14 protein-coding genes and 1 pseudogene are annotated in these 18,740 nt (G+C 40.5%); 7 read left to right on the top strand and 8 right to left on the bottom strand.

All coding sequences use genetic code 11. The annotated features are described in order from the left end of the window. Nucleotides 1-12: 12 nt before the first annotated feature. Both EAX61_RS08790 and EAX61_RS08785 read right to left on the bottom strand, forming a co-directional pair. On the bottom strand, nucleotides 13-4,758 hold the full coding sequence (locus EAX61_RS08790) for a T9SS type A sorting domain-containing protein (RefSeq protein ID WP_161555213.1): 4,746 nt from the start codon (nucleotides 4,756-4,758) through the stop codon (nucleotides 13-15). Between the two features lie 139 nt (nucleotides 4,759-4,897). Further along, nucleotides 4,898-5,770: an alpha/beta hydrolase gene (locus EAX61_RS08785; protein ID WP_121917315.1), complete on the bottom strand. Its 873-nt coding sequence runs from the start codon at nucleotides 5,768-5,770 to the stop codon at nucleotides 4,898-4,900. Nucleotides 5,771-5,885: 115 nt separating this feature from the next. On the opposite strand from EAX61_RS08785, the gene EAX61_RS08780 reads away from it, so the two are divergent. The 5 genes and pseudogenes from EAX61_RS08780 to EAX61_RS08760 all read left to right on the top strand — a co-directional run bounded on the left by EAX61_RS08780 (nucleotide 5,886) and on the right by EAX61_RS08760 (nucleotide 11,176). Continuing rightward, the gene (locus tag EAX61_RS08780; protein ID WP_121917314.1) at nucleotides 5,886-6,599 is read left to right on the top strand and encodes an alpha/beta hydrolase-fold protein; all 714 of its coding nucleotides are present in this window, start codon (nucleotides 5,886-5,888) and stop codon (nucleotides 6,597-6,599) included. Between the two features lie 27 nt (nucleotides 6,600-6,626). Beyond that, nucleotides 6,627-7,574, top strand: a pseudogene (locus EAX61_RS08775) (ATP-grasp domain-containing protein); the annotation flags it as partial. Nucleotides 7,575-8,003: 429 nt separating this feature from the next. Beyond that, a complete protein-coding gene (locus EAX61_RS08770) occupies nucleotides 8,004-9,101 on the top strand; it encodes a carboxylate-amine ligase (RefSeq protein WP_121917312.1) in 1,098 nt (365 codons plus the stop codon). A gap of 45 nt (nucleotides 9,102-9,146) precedes the next feature. Beyond that, nucleotides 9,147-9,983: a type 1 glutamine amidotransferase gene (locus tag EAX61_RS08765; protein ID WP_121917311.1), complete on the top strand. Its 837-nt coding sequence runs from the start codon at nucleotides 9,147-9,149 to the stop codon at nucleotides 9,981-9,983. Continuing rightward, nucleotides 9,980-11,176 (top strand): hypothetical protein, encoded by a 1,197-nt coding sequence (locus EAX61_RS08760; protein ID WP_121917310.1) that lies wholly within the window; start codon nucleotides 9,980-9,982, stop codon nucleotides 11,174-11,176. The genes EAX61_RS08765 and EAX61_RS08760 overlap by 4 nt, the downstream gene beginning before the upstream one ends. Nucleotides 11,177-11,233: 57 nt before the next feature. Here EAX61_RS08760 and EAX61_RS08755 read toward each other — a convergent pair whose 3' ends face one another. The 6 genes from EAX61_RS08755 to EAX61_RS08730 form a co-directional block, all read right to left on the bottom strand. Continuing rightward, nucleotides 11,234-11,638 carry a DUF2452 domain-containing protein gene (locus EAX61_RS08755; RefSeq protein ID WP_121917309.1) on the bottom strand — a complete coding sequence of 135 codons (405 nt, stop codon included), beginning with the start codon at nucleotides 11,636-11,638 and terminating at the stop codon, nucleotides 11,234-11,236. Between the two features lie 55 nt (nucleotides 11,639-11,693). Beyond that, entirely contained in the window at nucleotides 11,694-11,978 is a 285-nt protein-coding gene (locus EAX61_RS08750) for a TIGR03643 family protein (RefSeq protein WP_121917398.1), read from the bottom strand. 92 nt (nucleotides 11,979-12,070) lie between these two features. Beyond that, on the bottom strand, nucleotides 12,071-13,573 hold the full coding sequence (locus tag EAX61_RS08745; RefSeq protein WP_347337924.1) for a cryptochrome/deoxyribodipyrimidine photo-lyase family protein: 1,503 nt from the start codon (nucleotides 13,571-13,573) through the stop codon (nucleotides 12,071-12,073). Between the two features lie 13 nt (nucleotides 13,574-13,586). Continuing rightward, a complete protein-coding gene (locus tag EAX61_RS08740) occupies nucleotides 13,587-15,122 on the bottom strand; it encodes a cryptochrome/photolyase family protein (RefSeq protein WP_121917307.1) in 1,536 nt (511 codons plus the stop codon). A 397-nt stretch (nucleotides 15,123-15,519) separates the two neighbouring features. Continuing rightward, nucleotides 15,520-16,809 (bottom strand): DASH family cryptochrome, encoded by a 1,290-nt coding sequence (locus EAX61_RS08735; protein ID WP_121917306.1) that lies wholly within the window; start codon nucleotides 16,807-16,809, stop codon nucleotides 15,520-15,522. Nucleotides 16,810-16,887: 78 nt separating this feature from the next. Then, entirely contained in the window at nucleotides 16,888-17,025 is a 138-nt protein-coding gene (locus EAX61_RS08730; protein ID WP_121917305.1) for a DUF2256 domain-containing protein, read from the bottom strand. Nucleotides 17,026-17,214: 189 nt separating this feature from the next. Here EAX61_RS08730 and EAX61_RS08725 point away from each other — a divergent pair, with 189 nt between their 5' ends. Then, nucleotides 17,215-17,595: a hypothetical protein gene (locus tag EAX61_RS08725; RefSeq protein ID WP_121917304.1), complete on the top strand. Its 381-nt coding sequence runs from the start codon at nucleotides 17,215-17,217 to the stop codon at nucleotides 17,593-17,595. Between the two features lies 1 nt (nucleotide 17,596). Further along, complete coding sequence (locus EAX61_RS08720; RefSeq protein ID WP_121917303.1) at nucleotides 17,597-18,739, top strand: hypothetical protein; 1,143 nt, start codon at nucleotides 17,597-17,599, stop codon at nucleotides 18,737-18,739. The last annotated feature ends 1 nt before the right edge of the window (nucleotide 18,740 follow it).

Below are 18,740 nucleotides of genomic sequence, written 5' to 3'. Positions count from 1 at the left end.
TATTATCCCGCTTTAGTTTTTTATAAGTCGCTTTACTGCCATACCGCCATCTACCGTTTTGATGATGACTAGGTAGACTGCGTTGCTTAAGTTACTTACGTCGATTTCCGCGACCTTACTATTTTCTTTTAGTGAAATATTGCGAATTAATCTTCCAGCAATATCGTACATGCTTATTTGATCAAGGTTTGAGGATCCTTTATACTCAATTCGTACTAATCTATTAGAAGGGTTTGGCGTTAAGAGAATATTGTTATCCAAGTTTTCTGAAGTTTCAATGCTCAAGGTAGAAGCGACTTCCAGTTCAAATGCGCAAGAGCTTATAAGTCCTGCATCATCTTCTGCTGTTAGGGTAATAGTATATATACCTTGATTTAGAGCTGTTCCAGGAGCAGGACTTTGTGAAGTTATGACCACAGGTGTGGTGCAATTATCTATCGCTGTCACTTGACCGCTCGTCCAATAGTCGGGTAGTTCATAGGCGGCTTCGTCTATTACAATACTCTGGTCGTCGAGACAGTCTATTTCCGGAGCTATTGTGTCTTCTACGGTTACGATTGCCGTTGCTGTAGACTCATTACTATTTACGTCTGTGACTGTAAGAGTTACCGTATTATCGCCTATGGAATCACAATCAAAGGTCGTGATATCAAGCGAAAGCGAATCTATATCACAATTATCTGTACTCCCATTATCAATTTGGTCAGCGGTTATTGTAGCCGTTCCAGAAGCATCTAGAGACACCGTAATGTTTTGAGTCGTGACCGTTGGTATAATATTATCTTCTACCGTTACGATTGCCGTTGCTGTAGACTCATTACTATTTACGTCTGTGACTGTAAGAGTTACCGTATTATCGCCTATCGAATTACAATCAAAGGTTGTGATATCAAGGGAAAGTGAATCTATATCACAATTATCTGTGCTCCCATTATCAATTTGGTCAGCGGTTATTGTAGCCGCTCCAGAAGCATCTAGAGACACCGTAATATTTTGAGTCGTGACCGTTGGTATAATATTATCTTCTACCGTTACGATTGCCGTTGCTGTAGATTCGTTATTATTTACGTCTGTTACTGTAAGAGTTACCGTATTATCGCCTATGGAATCACAATCAAAGGTTGTGATATCAAGGGAAAGAGAATCCATATCACAATTATCTGTGCTCCCATTATCAATTTGGTCAGCGGTTATTGTAGCCGTTCCAGAAGCATCTAGAGACACCGTAATATTTTGAGTCGTGACCGTTGGTATAATATTATCCTCTACCGTTACGATTGCCGTTGCTGTAGACTCATTACTATTTACATCTGTGACTGTAAGAGTTACCGTATTGTTACCTACATTACTGCAGTCAAAAGAAGTAATATCCAAGGACTTTTCATCAATACCACAGGCATCTTGACTTCCGTTATCAACATCATCAGGTACTATACTCGCGACACCATTTTCGTCTAATTGTACGATTATGTTTTGAGTTACAACCATCGGAGCCGTTGTGTCAGTAATCATCCTACCCAAAACTTCGACCTCTGCGAGTTTTAATTGCGTATTTACTCCTACCTTCTGAATACGCATATATCGTGCTTTTGTTCCAGCCACCTCAGTATCCAGAGATAATTTTCTACCTACGGGAGTAGTTTGATGATAAGACCAGTTAGCATCTGCCAACGCCTGCGTCAAATCTTTTCCTGCAAAAGATTCGTCATCTAGTAGAATATGAAAATCCGTAAGGTCATTATTGGTTGGTGCGATATCCTGCCCGTTGAGGGTTACAGTATTCCATATATCTATGTAGGTGATTTCTGCTTCTTCCCCAAAATCCAAATCATACCAAGGTTGATTTTCAGACTCTGTGAGAGAATAAGTACCTACTGGAACCCCTGTTTCAGAAAAACGTTGTAAGAACTGGGCATTATCTCTCGCATTATTATTTCCATCTATTGCTTTAAAAGGATTAGGATCTACAGGCAAGTCTTCACCATTAAATGAAACTACGACACCAGACTGCGTGCTACTTTGAGTGGCAACAGCCTTTCTACTGATAAGCTGATCTTCGGCTTCACAACCAAAACCAGCCTCTGTTTGAGGATTTGCAAAAACTCCTGAACTGGGAGCATTCATAATTTTAATTCTTATGGGGAATGACTTATAAACAGACGTTAGTCTGTCGGGAACAATTTCATTTATTATAAAATACAGAGATCCATCATTAGGGTTCTCATAAACCCCATTTTCTGTTACGTATTCTATAAACTTAGCTTCAGAGGCAAATTGATATAATCGCTCTGGGTAACCATTACGCAATGATCCTTGAGCAGCCGCCTGTTCTGTACCAAACTTATATGTACCCAATTTATCTGTAATAACACCATCCACAGCAAACCCAAATGCTATTTCAGGATCAGCTTCTGTGTAATCTATTGCAGCAAAAGGAAATTGTAAATCTCCGGGAATTTCATAATACGGTAATCCTGTACTTGCCTCATCAAGCAGGGTAAAAGTAGTCTCTCGATCCATCATCACATCTTGAGAGGTGAAGAATATTGGATTATCTGCGTGTTCTGGATAGAGAGCGTTCACATTATTATCTTCATCTACAATTTCATAAAATTTGGCAACGTTTTGGACTTTCAAATCAATGAATATCCACGGAGTAAATCCGTTATTTCTAGTCTTATACTCTCCATTTCCACTCAAAACCAATTTTGAGGGTACCATTGCATTATCTAAATCTCTGAACTTAATATTGTCATATACGTGATTGTGTGAGTGTTTCCACATATATAGCCCTTCTGTGGGGGAACCGCTATTAGACTTATCTCCAGAAATAAAAACATCGTGAAAGGTATAGTCCGCTTGATAAGTATTTGTAATGCCTTGTTTAGTTCCCCAAAGTATAAGACCATCAAATACAGATCTCGACTCATGATTTAATCCCATCTCCCGTTCTATAGACCGAAATCCTAGAGTAGAGGATATGACAGTTGTTCTGTTCATTACAAGCGCTACTTCTACGGGCATTACCCCGTCTCCTTCTTTACTATAACCATTCTGGCTCAAAGGAAATTGATCAATCAGAAAATTTGGTCTTACCGTAGCTAGTTGTATTGGATCCACACGATCTATACTCCCAACGTTAGGGTTCATATTCATAATAGAGATGCCTCGCACAACGTCTGCAATGACATTGTCATTACAGATTACTGCTCTCCCTTTCATTGCTAATCCTGCTCCACTAAATAAATAATCATTAAAAAACAAAGAACCTATGTAAGGGTCAGTGGCAGGGCCTGAGCCAGGTCGTCTCTTTATATCTACAACAAGGTTATTATCCCAAAATCCTGTTTCACTCCCAGTTTCAGATACAATTCCTGCTCCGGTTACATCGTATACAACATTATCTGAGACATTTGCATAAGCATCGTGATGTGTAATACCCCAACCAGGGTTACCCCAAACCACATTGCCGGTAACTTGTATTAAATTATCATCTGGAGTAGAACCATTTTTATGTAAGTGAATGGAGTAACGCCCTCGAGGATTCGTAATATCCTCTGGATTAGGCCTATAAGAGTTGGCTATACTTTGTCCTAGTGGAGAATATTTAGACTTTAAGATATCTGTTTCAACCCACTCATTAAATATGGAATCATCTAGCCACCGCGACTTATCCGTACGACCCATATCCTTAAAACGGGCATTTTTTATCTGAACATTTTCATCTGCCTGCATAATCATAAGATGACCCCTGTGATGAATGTTTAGAGTAGAGCCAGATTGGAAAACAATATTTCTGGAAAGATTACCCACATAACAATGTAATGTAAAATCGGCATCGGGAGTTCCTTCGTGATTTCTATCGAGATCATCTGTAGCAACTAAGGTGGTAGGAGTGTCATAACTATCTAGAATAAATGTCTCTGTTCCATTTTGAGTAGCATCAAGTTTTCCACTTTTTGTAATGAGAATTTCGTCCCCAACGTTCCAACCCATAGGAGCTTCTGCGAGTACTACTCTGTTTTGACGACGTAAAGCGTCTTGCGCTAGCTGCACATAAGTTGTTTTCTCTTGACCTATGACTTCAAATTCTCCTCTGATGATCATCCCAATAGACATTTGCATAGGATCCCACTCATATCTTCCTGTGACTCCTATTCCATCATTGTAAGTGGTAGATGTTTCACTAAAAGGAGATTGCCCAGCATAAGCAGCAACTGCATCGTCAAATGTATTAAAGCGCCTAGGTAAAACTACTTCTCGATCAATTTGATTAACGTCCAGTCCATCATTGTAATGCCCTCGCGCCGAGGGGCTCCAAGCATTATCGCCCGTCGTTACTGTGCTTTCGTGATTAAGGATATCAAAGGGGTTAATGGTAATCTCAATAGATCCGTCTGTAGAACCACTTGCTAGAAACTGGACGACCGAACTTGGACTACCATAAAATGTATCAAATTCTAATCGTGTTATCTTTGCGGCATCGGTCTGACTAACTGTAAAATTTCCATCTACACGAATCCCGAAAATATGTGGCGAAGTTTCAGAAGTATAGGCTACAGAAGTTCCCTGCGGAATATGAACAATAGCTCCTTCTCCAGGTACAGAAGATGGCGACCAGATTGCAGGGTCTGACCAGTCTCCGTCTGCAGTGGCGGTATGCGTTACAGCACTAGTAGGAATTAAATTTTCTGCTGGATTTTGAGCAGTTAGATAAGCAGAAAACAAGAAAACAACGATAAAGTAAAACTTCTTCATAATCAATAATTTACAACAAACAAAGGTATGTAAAAGGTAGGAAACTTCGCTCATTTTTAGATAGAACAATAGAATACTGTCCTGATAAACCTAAAATTATTTTTAAAGTAAAATTGTAGTTATAAACTGCCTTAAATGACTACTCCAAACCACTCGTAAAAACCCCACCCTTTCTTTTCAACTTTACATTAGTTTCAGCTGTGGTTGCCTTTCCAAATGCCCAACTGATGAATTCTGGAAAAATCTTTCCCCACGTAGGAAGATCGTGCTTGCCTCCGGGCACCTCTACATATACAATATCACGGGGGTACATATATCGCTTTTTACGTAATTCCTTTATGAGGTCCTGGGTATCGTCTATGGCATCTATGATTCCGTTATTATTGCGGTCTGCTTTTTCGTCTAAAGTGCCACACTGGAACCAAAACTTAAGATGTGCGGGAGCTACATTATTTTTGACCAAGTCTAAAACCATACGGCTTCTGTCGTGCATATCGTTTTTCACATACGCCTTGTTGCGCCACCAGAAACTTCCGCTAAAGACGCCAACTTTTCCAAAATAGTGCGCATTATTATACACGATATCAAAAGCAGAAAGACCACCTAATGACATCCCACAATAAACATAGTCGGTATGCTTTCGCGAAAGCGGAAAATTTCTTTTTACAGAAGGCAAAAACTCTTCGAGTACAAAAGCTGTGTACTGCTTTGCCCTAGACCCACGACCTTTAAAATCTGCCGAATGTGCTAGACCATACTCCTGCATCCTATTTTCATTAGTCTCCAGACCCATATAAATAAATGGCGCCGTATGTTCTGAAGTAAAGGATTTTTCCAGCGTAGCCGCTAGTTTCATCTTCTCGTAATCCTGCCCATCATTCATTAATAGAAGGGGATATTGCAGTCCAGATGTCTTGTAATCGGCGGGAGCGGCCCAGCGGTAGGTGACCTCGCGATTGAGATGTTTTGAGAATAGCTTTTCCTTTGCAGTAATCATTTTCTGAGCATTCATAAGTAGGCGCGCAAGTTACCAAATCAATACAGAAAAATAAATTGCTTTTTGCCAAATATTAAATCGTTCTTAATCCTACAAAGAGAAATGTTAATACGCTGTATATTTGCCGCTTATGGCAGAAACCAATCATTTTGAATATTACTCAAATAATTTGAGTAAAAACATCAAGGTAGAAGTTACAGGAAGCTGGGGCTATCCCGTACTTATGTTCCCTTCTTCTGGTGGAGAATATACTCAGAATAGAGACTTTTTACTCAATGAGTCCGTAATGAAATTTGTAGATGCTGGGAAAATAAAGCTTTACAATGTAGAAACCATTGATAATCTAAGTTTTTACGATGAGCATCTTCCTACAGATGTAAAAATTCACAACTATGACCTGTATATGCAGTTTATAGCAACGGAGTTTATTCCTTTCCTTCAAAAAGAGTGCAACACCCATCGCGTTGCGGTGGCTGGAGTTAGCTTTGGCGGATATCACGCGGCAAATACAGCATTTAGGTTTCCAGATCTTGTTTCACACCTTTTTGCAATGAGTGCCACCTTTAATATCAGGACGATGACGCCACTATCTGACGATATGCGCATTTACTTTAACTGTCCTAACGAGTTTATGCCCGGCGAAGAGACCTGGAAATATAAACATATGCACATCGTTTTGAGCACTTCAGATTGGGACATTTGTCTGGGACGCAATAAAGAAATGTCTGCCATTCTCAATGCAAAGGGCATTGATCACTGGTATGACGAGAAACAATGGATTTCTCACGACTGGCCGCTCTGGAGAATGGTTTTTCCAGAGTACGTAGGCACATATTTTAACTAACACAACCACAACAAAACACACAATATTATGATAAAGAAAGTAGGTATATTATTTGGGATGGAAGATACATTCCCTTGGGCATTTATAGATAAAGTAAATGAACTGGGAGCAGGTAAAATCATCGCAGAGCCGGTAAAAATAGATAAGTTACAACAGGGCATCGACTATGGATACAGCGTCATTTTTGACCGTATTTCTCAAGAGGTTCCTTTTTACAGAGCATATTTAAAAAACGCTGCATTACAAGGTACGGCGATCATTAACAACCCATTCTGGTGGAGTGCAGATGAGAAGTTTTTTAATAACGCGCTTGCACTCAAGTTAGGAGTTCCTGTCCCAAAAACAGTATTACTCCCTTCTAAAGAGCGCCCAGACAACACGACGGCAACTTCTTTTAGAAATCTCGAAGCACCACTGGACTGGGACTATATGTTTGAGCATATAGGTTTTCCAGCGTTTATGAAGCCTCACGATGGTGGTGGCTGGAAAAATGTGTACAAAGTAAAAAGCCCTGAAGATCTTTGGGAAAAATTTGCAGAGACAGAGCAACTCGTGATGATGCTCCAGGAAGAAATCATTTTTGAAGATTACTACCGTGTGTATTCTATCGGACAGAAGTATGTGCACATTATGCCCTACGCTCCAGACAATGAGCCACACTTAAGATATGAAACAACTCCTAAAACTACGGGAGCTGCGCACACTAAACTGATGAAGACTATTAAAGATTATACTCTTAGACTTAATAAAGCGCTAGGGTATGATTTTAATACCGTAGAATTTGCGATACGTGACGGAGTGCCGTATGCAATAGATTTTTGCAATCCTGCACCAGATGCAGATGTAAATTCTGTGGGTCAGGAAAACTTTGACTGGGTAGTGGAGCACGTAGCAAAGTATGCTATTGAGAAAGCAAAAGCACACAAAGCAGGACATGACAATACCTCTTGGGGCACTTTCGTGAAAGAGGCCATCGCCCCGGCACCTGCACGCAAAAACAAAACGACATTAAAGACCGCAGCCGAAGCGAAGAAATCTGTCAAAAAAGAGCCAATTGCCAAAAAGAAAGCTCCGGCCAAAGCAAAGCCAAAAGCAATCAAAGTTAATACTGTGAAAGCGAAAGCAGCCGCAAAGTCAGACTCCATCGAGAAGAAAGTCGCGACTAAAAAGACAGCAACAAAGAAAGCCACTGTAAAGAAGGCTACACCTAAAAAATAGAACACAACATATTAAGCAGAGAAGCTAGGTGTTTACAGCGCCTAGTTTTTCGGTTGAAATATTTAGTTTCAGATGTCATATAAGGCAGAAAGGTAATTATAAGTACCTTTCCTATAGGGTTTACGTTTTCGCTTTAAGCGAAAAAAAAGAAATACCCGTCTTTAGAAAATTAATAAGAAGAGGTTTATGCACAAGTTTACACTGGGAATAGAGGAAGAATTTCAGATTCTCGATAGTGATACGTTGCAATTGAGGTCACAGATGTCAAAAATCATTGAGGGCGGAAAAGTACATTTACAGGAGCGCATTAAAGAAGAGATGCACCAGTCTATCGTAGAGATGGGTACAAACGTGTGCGAAAACATCAATCAGGCACGTGACGAAGTTTCCTATTTAAGACAACAAGTTATTGCGCTGGCAGCTGAAGAAGGTCTTAAAGTGGGCGCCTCGGGAACGCATCCATTCTCTCTTTGGGATGAACAACTTATAACAAATGCGCCTCGATATGATGAAATTGTAAATGAAATGGGCGATGTCGCAAGAGGAAATCTCATTTTTGGGATGCACGTGCACGTTGCGATTCCTAACCGACAAGAAGGTCTGGATATTCTGAACGTAGCTCGTTATTTCTTGCCACATTTATATGCCTTATCTACAAATTCTCCTTTTTGGGAAGGTCGTGATACGGGTTTTAAGTCTTACAGATCTAAGGTTTTTGATAAGTTTCCACGTACAGGTATTCCTCCGTTCTTTAATAGCATCCAAGAATATGACAAGTTTGTAGAAATTCTGGTAAAAACGAGATGTCTGGACAACACGAAAAAGATATGGTGGGACATCCGTTTACATCCATTTTTTCCAACGGTAGAATTTCGTATCTGTGATGTGGTGATGACGGTAGATGAAGTGACATGTATTGCGGCTTTAATGCAATGTATTGTGGCCAAAATTTATAAATTACACCAAAAAAATCAGACCTTTAAATCCTATCGTCGTTTACTCCTCAATGAGAATAAGTGGCGTGCCGCACGATGGGGAATTGATGCAAAACTTATTGATTTTGGTAAGGAAGAAGAAGTTCCATTCCACCAACTTATGAATGAGTTGTTGGAATTTATAGACGATGTGGTCGATGGACTAGGATGCCGAAAAGAAGTGAACTATGTATATCAAATGATAGAACAAGGCGCGGGAGCAGACAGACAGTTGCAAGTCTACAAAGACACTGGAGACCTGAGAAAAGTTGCCGATTATGTAGTGCAACAGACCGCAAAGGGGCTTTAAATAACTTAGCTTTGCACGTTATATAAATAGCATAAAGAAATGCAGATGGAAAGGAGCTATAAAATAGCAATATTAGATATGAATGCTGGCGAGCCCAATGAGGGAATGCGCTGTTTAAAAATGCTTGCGGGTGACTTTCTCGCGCAAGAGGGCATTAAAGGAAACTACGATGTTTTTGAAGTGCGTATAAAAGGAGAAATTCCAGAGATAGAAGACTACGATATGTTCTTGTCTTCTGGAGGACCAGGCTCACCGCTAGCCTCTGGAGAAGCTTGGGAGAGTCATTTCTTTCATTTTCTTGATACTTTCTTGCACTATAATATGACCCACCATTGCAAGAAACACTTGTTTTTGATTTGTCACTCCTTCCAACTTGCCTGTAGGCATTGGGATCTAGCTAAAGTGACTAAAAGAAGGACTACATCTTTTGGGATCTTACCCATTCATAAAACCTTGAGTGGCACCCGAGAAGTATTATTGGAAGGTCTGGAAGACCCATTTTTTGCGGTAGACTCTAGAGATTATCAAGTCATAGGCCCCCAAGAATGGAAGTTGGAATCCTTAGATGGGAAAGTACTCTGTCGCGAAAAAATACGCCCTAATGTTTCTTTGGAACGTGCAGTAATGGCTATACGCTTTAGTCACGAGATTTTTGGAACACAATTTCACCCTGAGGCAGATGCCGAAGGAATGCTACGCTATTTCTTAAAAGAAGATAAAAAGGCGATTGTTATCAAGAAGCACGGCAAGAAAAAATATCAAGATATGATCGATCATCTGTACGATGATGATAAGATTATGAAAACCAACCAAACCATTATCCCGCGTTTTTTGCAACTTGCTGCAGAAGCCAAAGATAAAACTCAACTCGTCACCAAATGATACCAAGCATCCGGAAGACCTTTAACGATAATTTTAAAGAAGAATACTACGAAGGTCTTAAGGAGGATACTGTAAAAGATTTGGGCGAGCCCACAGCATTTCGGATTTCAGAAACGCCTGTTTTTATCCCTAAAGCACTTAGCGATACTATTTTTGAAGCTTGCGACTCCATTATTGAACAGTTATGGAAACTGGATTTTGACGAAATAAGAGAGCGTTTTATTCCTAAGGAATTGCGCTGTCCCGTACCGATGGATAAGCCAGAATTTCTCGCGATAGATTTTGGGATGTGTGAAGATGGAAATGGTGGCATCACACCTCAACTTATAGAGCTACAAGCTTTTCCTACACTATTTTTCTATCAGCCGTGGTTAGGGAAAACATTTAAGAAAAACTATCCTACCATTCCTCAAGAAGGATTTGACTATTTCTTCTCTGGACTGAATGACGAAACTTATTTTGAAGAGCTCAAGGAAGTCATTTTAGGAGATGAAAAGCCAGAGAATGTCATCCTACTTGAACTTTTTCCTGAGAAGCAAAAAACCCGAATAGACTTCTGGGCAACGAGAAAAGCCTTAGGCATAGAAGTGGTCTGTATGACTAAAGTGCTTAAAGAAGGTAGAAAATTATACTACCTCAAAGACGGAAAAAAAACGCCCATAAACAGAATATACAATCGCGTTATTCTAGACGAATTAAAAGGAATCGAAAATTTTAAGGCCAACTTTAGCCTTACGGACGATCTTGACGTAAAATATGTAAGTCATCCAGATTGGTTTTTTATGATTTCTAAGTGTATTGTTCCTATGCTCAAGCACAAGAACATACCAGAATCCTATTACCTCAACGACTTTCCAGCAGATATTGACCTGACCGATTATGTCCTTAAACCTTTATTTTCTTTTGCGGGAAAAGGTGTAAACCTCCATCCCGACCAAAAAACAATAGATGCCATTCAGGACAAGCACAATTACATCTTACAGAAAAAAGTACAGTACGCCTCCGTTATAGAAACAAACACGCCCAAAAATTCAAAAGTAGAGTTGCGTATGCTATATACTTGGAACAAAGAGGAAGCCTGTTTTAAACCGGTAATCAACCTCACCCGAATGAGTAAGGGCGAACTCATAAACGTATCCTACGCTACCGAAGATAGCTGGATAGGCTCCTCCATCAGTTTCTTTGAAAAATAGATTTTATTACGCTTTCGCACCTGGCTGCCGGTAGGCAAGAAAGCGTACAAAAAGCCCTCAAGAAACCTTCCCCCAAACCTTATCCGTATTTAATTTAAAAGTATCTACATAGTCCCAATTGCACTCCTCAGGCGAGATAAGGGAGAGAAATGGCTCTCCATTTTTAGAGCGGTAGAGGTGATAGATTTCACCCACAATAGGCTCAAATGAAAACTTAGCTGAGTATATCAAGTTGTTGTACTCAAACTGCTCCATCATTGCCTCATACTTAGCTTTTAAGTCTTCAAATTCGGTTTTAAACTGATGGTTAACCTTATTTATATTTGAGTTTTTCCAAGTCGTTACATCATCAGTCACGATGGCTGGGGCGCCTATGTTCGTGGCGTATGGTGTTAGGGAAGCATCATAGCGCTCCTTTTTCTCATTATAAACGACTTGATCTGGTCTTTTCTTAATTGTCATAATTGTCATTTCCACGAAGGTGGAAATCCTATTTTTATTAAACTACAGTCTTCAACTACCGCTTACTAATCTTATTATGCGTGATCTGTTTTTGGCGACTACACTTAAATCGGGCGTCGTCTATACCAAAATTCCGTTTTGCTTCGTGCTTTGTTCTACGTCCCTGCACACGTGCGCGCCACATTCTAAAACTGCTGGGCTTCATCTCGCGACGCATAATCTCAATGACTTCCTTTTCTGGAATACCAAATTGGTATTCAATTGCATCAAAAGTCGTGCGGTCTTCCCACGCCATTTCTATGATTCTATCCAGTTCTCTTATTGTAAATTCTTTTTCCATAGTTTTTTTATAAAATCGTATTCCTCTCGTTCGTGCCTCGCTCGTCGGATACGAGGCGAAAGCAGACTTCATATCCACTCTCTTTTTTCATTTCAATCAAAATTATTCCTATCTGCTAACGTATGCCGTTTCAGAATGCGCAAGGCATCCCGTTGCACCACATTGTTATCTTTTAATTTCCAAAGAATATCACTAGCCTTTCTTGCGGTTTCCTTCATCTTAATGATGGGTTCTGGATAATCCACTCCTATAAATGTATTGCAAAACTGCTGTTCCAGAAGTGGCAACGTCCAGGGCTCGTGAATGTAAGCCGTGGGAACTGCATTTAGTTCCGGAATCCATTGCTTTATAAAAACACCTTCGGGATCGTGTTCTTCGCTATTTTTTACTGGGTTATAGATGCGCAACGTATTAATGCCCGTCTCCCCAGCCTGCATCTGCAACTGCGGATAGTGAATTCCAGGCTCAAAATCCAAAAACTGCTGTGCCAGATGCGCCGAACAACCCTGCCACGGTTGCCATAAGTTATGGGTAAAAAAGGAAACAACCATTGCTCGCATTCTAAAATTGAGATAGCCTGTCTCGTTAAGGCAACGCATACAAGCATCTACTAATGGAAATCCAGTTTTCCCTTCTCGCCAAGCCTTTTGATGCTTCTCATTACGTGGTTTGTCCAAGTTGTGATACCCTTCGTTTACAGCAACAAACTCCATCCTATCTTCCATCTCAAATTTTTGGATAAAATGTGCCTGCCAGCGCAGTCGCGAGGTAAATCCGTCGATGGCGCGTTTATTTACCCGAACACCTGAAGTGGCCGAACTATTGTTTCTAAATACCTTAGCCGTTTGCCACACTTCCCGAATACTCAAATTCCCCCACGCGATATACGGCGACATCCGCGAGCAACTTTTGCGGGCTTTTAGCGGTTTACTGATGTGGTTACTGTAATTTTTATGGCGTCCTCCGTGTAAAAAAGACTGTAAATAGCGTCTTCCAATTGCTGTTCCTCCTTTTTGGAACGGAGTGTCTTTCGGCGTTTGGAGCGATGGGATTGTAAAGTAGCTTTCTAAATCTTCAATCGTACCTTTTGATACTAAATCGCCTTGTTTTGGAGCAAAAGGCAATTGCTTTTCCAGCATAAACGCCTCCCAATCCTGCGACCAGCCGTAGCGGTTTCTAAGTCCGCGTTGTACCCCATTGTTGCAATACTCCACCCAACCAAATTTATCTGGAGAACCTTGGGATTTTAACGCTTTCGCGAAAGCTTCCAATTCCAAATCTCTATCATACGTAATCCGCAATCCCGTTTCTTGATGAGAAAACAACGTGTGAATCTTTATGCACTCAAGCAATTGCTTAAAAATAGGAACCACCTCTCCCTCAACTATCAAAATCTTTGCGTCAAACCCAAAAAGCTGTTGCTGAAGGTCCCGCAAAGACTCTTTTATGAAATTAAAATGTCGCTCGCTGTAATGCTTGTCCTTGAGTAAAGAAGGTTCAAAAACATAGAGCAACAACAATGATTTGTCCTCCTTAAGTGCATTGTACAACGGCATATGGTCGTGCAAGCGCAAGTCCCGTTTAAACCATAATATGTTGACAGTCTCCTTAATAATTGGATGGATTTTCTATAATATCTTGCGCACGTTCTTTGTGAGCCGTGAGGGTGTCCTTGTTCATTTTATCCAGCAAGCTCAGCATCATATTCATACGCTGGTTGTTCTCAAAATGACTGCGTTTCTCGTCCAGAAAATTCCAGTACAAACTGTTGAACGGACACGCGTCTTCGCCCGTTTTCTTGCTCACTTTATAATGGCATCCTTTACAGTAATTACTCATTTTATTGATGTAACTCCCGCTGGAAACGTAGGGTTTTGTCGCAATCTTTCCGCCGTCTGCCCATTGTGACATCCCACGGGTATTTGTAATCTCCACCCACTCGATAGCATCTATGTAAACGCCCAGATACCACGCATCCACCTCATCTGGGTCGCACATCGTGAGTAGGGCATAATTGCCCGTAATCATCAGGCGCTGGATGTGATGGGCGTAAGCGTTGTCCAGACTATTATTAATACTGCATTTTAGGCAGTTCATTTTAGTATCGCCCGTCCAGTAAAAATCGGGTAGTTTATTTGAGTTTTCTAGGTGGTTTGCTTTCGCGAAAGCGGGCATCTCCCTCCAGTACATCCCTCTCATATATTCCCGCCAGCCTAGAATCTGCCGTACAAAACCCTCCACCTGACTGATGTCTATCTCATCCTGATGGTCGCGCCAGTAGCCTATGACGGTCTCAATCACTTCCTGCGGAGAGAGCAACTTGCTGTTCATCGCAAAGCTCAATCTGCTATGAAAGAGGTAGGCCTCCTCCGGATCCATCGCATCCTGAAAATCTCCAAAATGTACCAGTAGGTTCTTGCAGAAATAATTCAACACCGAAAGTCCATCCTCCCGACTCGTGGGCCAACTGAAGTTTTTAGCCTCTATCCGCCCCATCGTTTCTACTTCTTCCTTTTCGAGCAAATCCACAATATCAGAAACGTCTTTTCTAAAACCGCGCTCGTGAGGAATCTCCGTGTCGCCTTTCCACTTGTTACGGTTACTGTGATCATAATTCCATTTTCCGCCTTCAGGATCCTTTGCGTTTACCATCATAATGTCGTACTTCTTACGCATCATACGGTAAAAGTATTCCATTGTAAACTGCTTCTTGCCTTCATAAAATTCGGCGAGCTCTGTTCTGGTAGTCATAAAATGCTCGGTATCGAAGGACTCGGTGTCGATGGATATGCTCTCGCAAAAATCTTTAAGCTGTTCATCGAGTCTATACTCGTCAGGTAATTGATATTCAAACTTTTCAATATCGTGTTCCTTGATGAGTTTCTTCAAGTTCTCTGTTAGATCCTGCCCGTTCTTTTTATCGTCCAGTCTAAAATAAATCACCCTATGATCGCGTTCCTCCAGCCACGCACAAAACTCCCGCATCGCCTGAAAAAAAGCCACTACTTTCTGAATATGGTGTTTTACGTAATCTGTTTCTTGGCGCATTTCGGCCATAAAATAGATGATGTCTTCATTCGGGTCATTATACCACGAGTGTTTATGGTTGAGCTGGTCGCCTAGTATGAGTCTTAAGGTTTTCAATGGTTATCGGTTATCGGTTATCGGTTATCGGTTATCGGTTATCGGTTATCGGTTATCGGTTATCGGTTATCGGTTATCGGTTATCGGTTATCGGTTATCGGTTATCGGTTATCGGTTATCGGAAAAATGAAAAAATATTTCTTGCAAAAGCACGATGGCGTAAAGTGTTTTCGATTTCAAATTCGAGTTCGAGTTCTGGTTCATTTCACTCCAACCACAGGTCCACAAACTCGTTATTTGGATCGTAATTATCCGCCTGTTTTTCAATGTTAAATCGTCTATCTCGCGGATCATTCCCTACTCCAGATTTAAAAAGAGTGAAACGGAAAGTTTAAAATTTTCGAGCTGAAAAACTCTCAAAAATTTTAAACAACCACCCCTTCTCCATTTATACAATTTAGTCAAGCCATAAATCCACAAACTCATTATTCGGGTCGTAATTATTAGCCTGTTTTTCTATGTTAAATCGTCTATCTCGCGGATCATTTCCTACTCCTGCATTATACATCCAGTTGCCCCAATTGCTGTGTACGTCGTAATCTATAAGGACGCTTTCAAAATACGATGCGCCTACGCGCCAATCTTGTTCTTGTTCCTTGGCCCAAAAGCTAGCTACGTTCTGACGGCCTCTGTTTGACATCCAGCCTGTTTCTTTGAGCTCGATCATATTGGCGTTCACAAAATCATATTTCGTATTGCCATTAATCCAGTCACGCAATGCTTTATTGTTGTTTTTCCAGTCATAATCCTTTTCTAGAATTCCTCCTATTTGGAAAATTTTATTTCCGTGCTTAAGTGAGATATATTTGAAATAATCTCTCCATATCAATTCAAAAATCATCCAGTAAGTGTCTTGATTCTTTTTGACCTCCTTCTCAAATCGCTTCACTTCCCAATAAATCTGTCGTGCAGAAATACAACCCAATCCCAACCAAGCGGAAAATTTTGAGCTGTAGTCCTTACCTACAAGTCCGTTACGGGTTTGTTTATATTGTGCCAGATTTTTGGTTTCCCAGAAGTATGAATGTAACCGTTCCATCGCCGAAGTTTCTCCACCTTTGAAGGGAAATGCGGTGCGACTATCCTGTTCAAAAGGTTCAAAGCCCAAGTCTTCCAGAGATGGGATAGCAGTCTTATTTTCTTCAAGCCTATTATTTTCTGGTAATGCTTCAATATCCTTACCCAGCTCTCGAACGGACGCCTCTTTCTCGCACTTCTTCCTGAACTCAGTAAACACCTTTGGGATTTCTTGTGACGATTTGTACGGAATATCTTTTGGGTGAAATAAGAACTGGTCGTACTTCTCGTGAAAGGTTACTTCAGGCAATGATTCCTTTGCTCCATCTAAGGTTTTCTTCTCCTCCTGCGTCCATTCTCGTTGTAAAAATATCTCAGAAACATTATATTCTTTTACTAAATCAATTAATGATTCAATGGTATCATCGTTATAAAGCAATAAATCTATATTGCTTTTTTTTAGATTTGATTTTAAATCGGTGATGCTTTCAATTAGAAATTGTGCTCTGAACTTGCCAGTCTTCTTAAAACCAAAGTCAGTTTCGGCGAAATGAGTTGGGTCAAAGCAATAAAATCCAATCACCCGCTTGCCTGTTGCGATCGCATTTTTGAGCGAGTGATTATCTGCCACCCGCAAGTCATTTCTAAACCAAACTAAAACTGTATCCATTATTTTTTAACTAAATTAAATTCGAGCAAAGCACACTCTAAAAAATTACACAAAATCCACCACTCATAGCTCACCCGCTCATCTACTCCTCCTACATCGCTCACTACAATACTTTACTTCATCCCAATTTTTTTCCCATTTTTTGCGCCACGAGAAAGGTCGCTCACAGACGACACAAATCTTTTCGGGTAAATGTTGCTTCTTGTGATTACTCATTATGTTCAAAGATATTTATAATTCATTAGACAAAATAATGCTTTACAATCCTCTTAACAACTCTTGAAAGAAGATAATAGGGTAAATACCCTGCTATCTTCTTTCGCGAAAGCGATATCTTTATTTTAATAAAAACAATAAGTAACACGCTTTCGTTCAGCATATTAAATAATACTGTAACTTTAACTTATGAGCACCTATAGGCTAAATACAAGCAACACGCCCGTTATTCTGACCTTAGAATTAGTAAGTCCTGCACCTGGCAGAAGTTATGTAGAAGTGGACGGGACGGAGATTCTGACCTCTCCAGATTTTAGCGGAGGGAGTATTTTTCCTTCGGCTATCGGCATAAATAAAGAATTGCAGGGCAAAACTTTCAAAATTACCTCGATACTGGATTTGAGTCCGCTTACGGAACTTCAGAAAAAACAGGCGCTCCTAATGACCCGCTCTAGTTATTACCTAGACGGCGGTCCAGATGGTGAAAAATTGTATCGACTTCACGAATCCCGATGGATAAGAATAGGTGATGACCTATTTCTCACAAAATATATAGACCTAATTTCATAGTATGCGATTGCTAACGCTCTGTTTGATATTGCTTTTTTATTCTGCTTTCCTGCCGGACGGACAGGCGGGCGCGAAAGCGCAACAAGAACCCTTTGCTGTCCCTTTAGAAAATCTTGCTTTACCTAATTCACCCGCTTTCGTATTGCTGGACGAAGCACCCTCCATTATCGAAAGGCCCGCCACGCCCAAAGCATTTGCCGTAGAACTATTGCAGAATTTTGACGGAAACGCCTTTGATAATATCGCGGTGGAGTTTGCCCCGTTTTGGATGACAAAGCCCAAGAAACTCTCTTACTTTGACCTAAAAGGATTGCGACCAACTGCCGACGGCTCAGGACTAGAAAACAAAGGATTTAATCCGCTGGTAAATCTGGTGGTTTCCTTTGCTCACGTAAAAAATCAAGACTCGATTACCAATATTTCCTTTGGAGCAAGAACGACACTCATAGAAATCAAACACGCGCAAGATATCGCCCGCTTTGCCGAAGGATATCGAGCAATAAACGATTTATTTGACTTAAAAAAGCAGATAAAAGATGAGTTTGGCAATGAGGAGTTAGAACGTGCTAATCCATTAGAATATGCAGAACAATTTAAAATCTACTACAACCAAAGACTCCCAGAACTCACCGCTGAAAGACCTGCCACCGCAGCAAACATTCTCGAGACACTAGAGCTTAAACCACTTTTTGCACTTGACGTTGCTGCGGCCTACAATAAAAGATTTTATAATGACAACTATGAAGAAGGAGACGGTAATAGTCGTTACGGCATTTGGGCTACAGCAACGGCTACGATTCCCATAGGTCGCAGTTTAGATAACAGGAATTACCTCAACGCCTTTGGCTTTGTGCGCTATCTCGAGGATGAGATAGGAAACACGGCGTTTAATGCACTGGACATCGGACTAAAAGCAGAGCTTCAATTCAATAAATTATTTATTGGATACGAGTATGTAAAACGCAGTGGTGATCTGGATGATTTTAGATCTGTGGGCAACATACGTTATGTGCTTACAAAGAAGATAGATCTAGTGGGATCTTTTGGAAACAATTTTGGAGACACTAATGATTTGATTTCTATCCTAGGGATACGTTGGGGATTTGATTCAAAAAATCAAGAAGTTCTGGTGACTCAAGATTAAG

Source organism: Dokdonia sinensis (assembly GCF_003688895.1).
In the GTDB taxonomy this organism is placed as follows: Bacteria; Bacteroidota; Bacteroidia; order Flavobacteriales; family Flavobacteriaceae; genus Dokdonia; species Dokdonia sinensis.
This window is presented reverse-complemented; position numbering and strand designations above follow the sequence as displayed.

What these genes read in the sequence shown, in the direction of transcription:
- EAX61_RS08780 (WP_121917314.1), top strand. Translation starts at nt 5,886, where the DNA reads ATGGCAGAAACCAATCATTTTGAATATTACTCAAATAATTTGAGTAAA.
- EAX61_RS08750 (WP_121917398.1), bottom strand. Translation starts at nt 11,978, where the DNA reads ATGGAAAAAGAATTTACAATAAGAGAACTGGATAGAATCATAGAAATG.
- EAX61_RS08725 (WP_121917304.1), top strand. Translation starts at nt 17,215, where the DNA reads ATGAGCACCTATAGGCTAAATACAAGCAACACGCCCGTTATTCTGACC.
- EAX61_RS08785 (WP_121917315.1), bottom strand. Translation starts at nt 5,770, where the DNA reads ATGAATGCTCAGAAAATGATTACTGCAAAGGAAAAGCTATTCTCAAAA.
- EAX61_RS08765 (WP_121917311.1), top strand. Translation starts at nt 9,147, where the DNA reads ATGGAAAGGAGCTATAAAATAGCAATATTAGATATGAATGCTGGCGAG.
- EAX61_RS08720 (WP_121917303.1), top strand. Translation starts at nt 17,597, where the DNA reads ATGCGATTGCTAACGCTCTGTTTGATATTGCTTTTTTATTCTGCTTTC.
- EAX61_RS08735 (WP_121917306.1), bottom strand. Translation starts at nt 16,809, where the DNA reads ATGGATACAGTTTTAGTTTGGTTTAGAAATGACTTGCGGGTGGCAGAT.
- EAX61_RS08730 (WP_121917305.1), bottom strand. Translation starts at nt 17,025, where the DNA reads ATGAGTAATCACAAGAAGCAACATTTACCCGAAAAGATTTGTGTCGTC.
- EAX61_RS08790 (WP_161555213.1), bottom strand. Translation starts at nt 4,758, where the DNA reads ATGAAGAAGTTTTACTTTATCGTTGTTTTCTTGTTTTCTGCTTATCTA.
- EAX61_RS08760 (WP_121917310.1), top strand. Translation starts at nt 9,980, where the DNA reads ATGATACCAAGCATCCGGAAGACCTTTAACGATAATTTTAAAGAAGAA.
- EAX61_RS08770 (WP_121917312.1), top strand. Translation starts at nt 8,004, where the DNA reads ATGCACAAGTTTACACTGGGAATAGAGGAAGAATTTCAGATTCTCGAT.
- EAX61_RS08755 (WP_121917309.1), bottom strand. Translation starts at nt 11,638, where the DNA reads ATGACAATTAAGAAAAGACCAGATCAAGTCGTTTATAATGAGAAAAAG.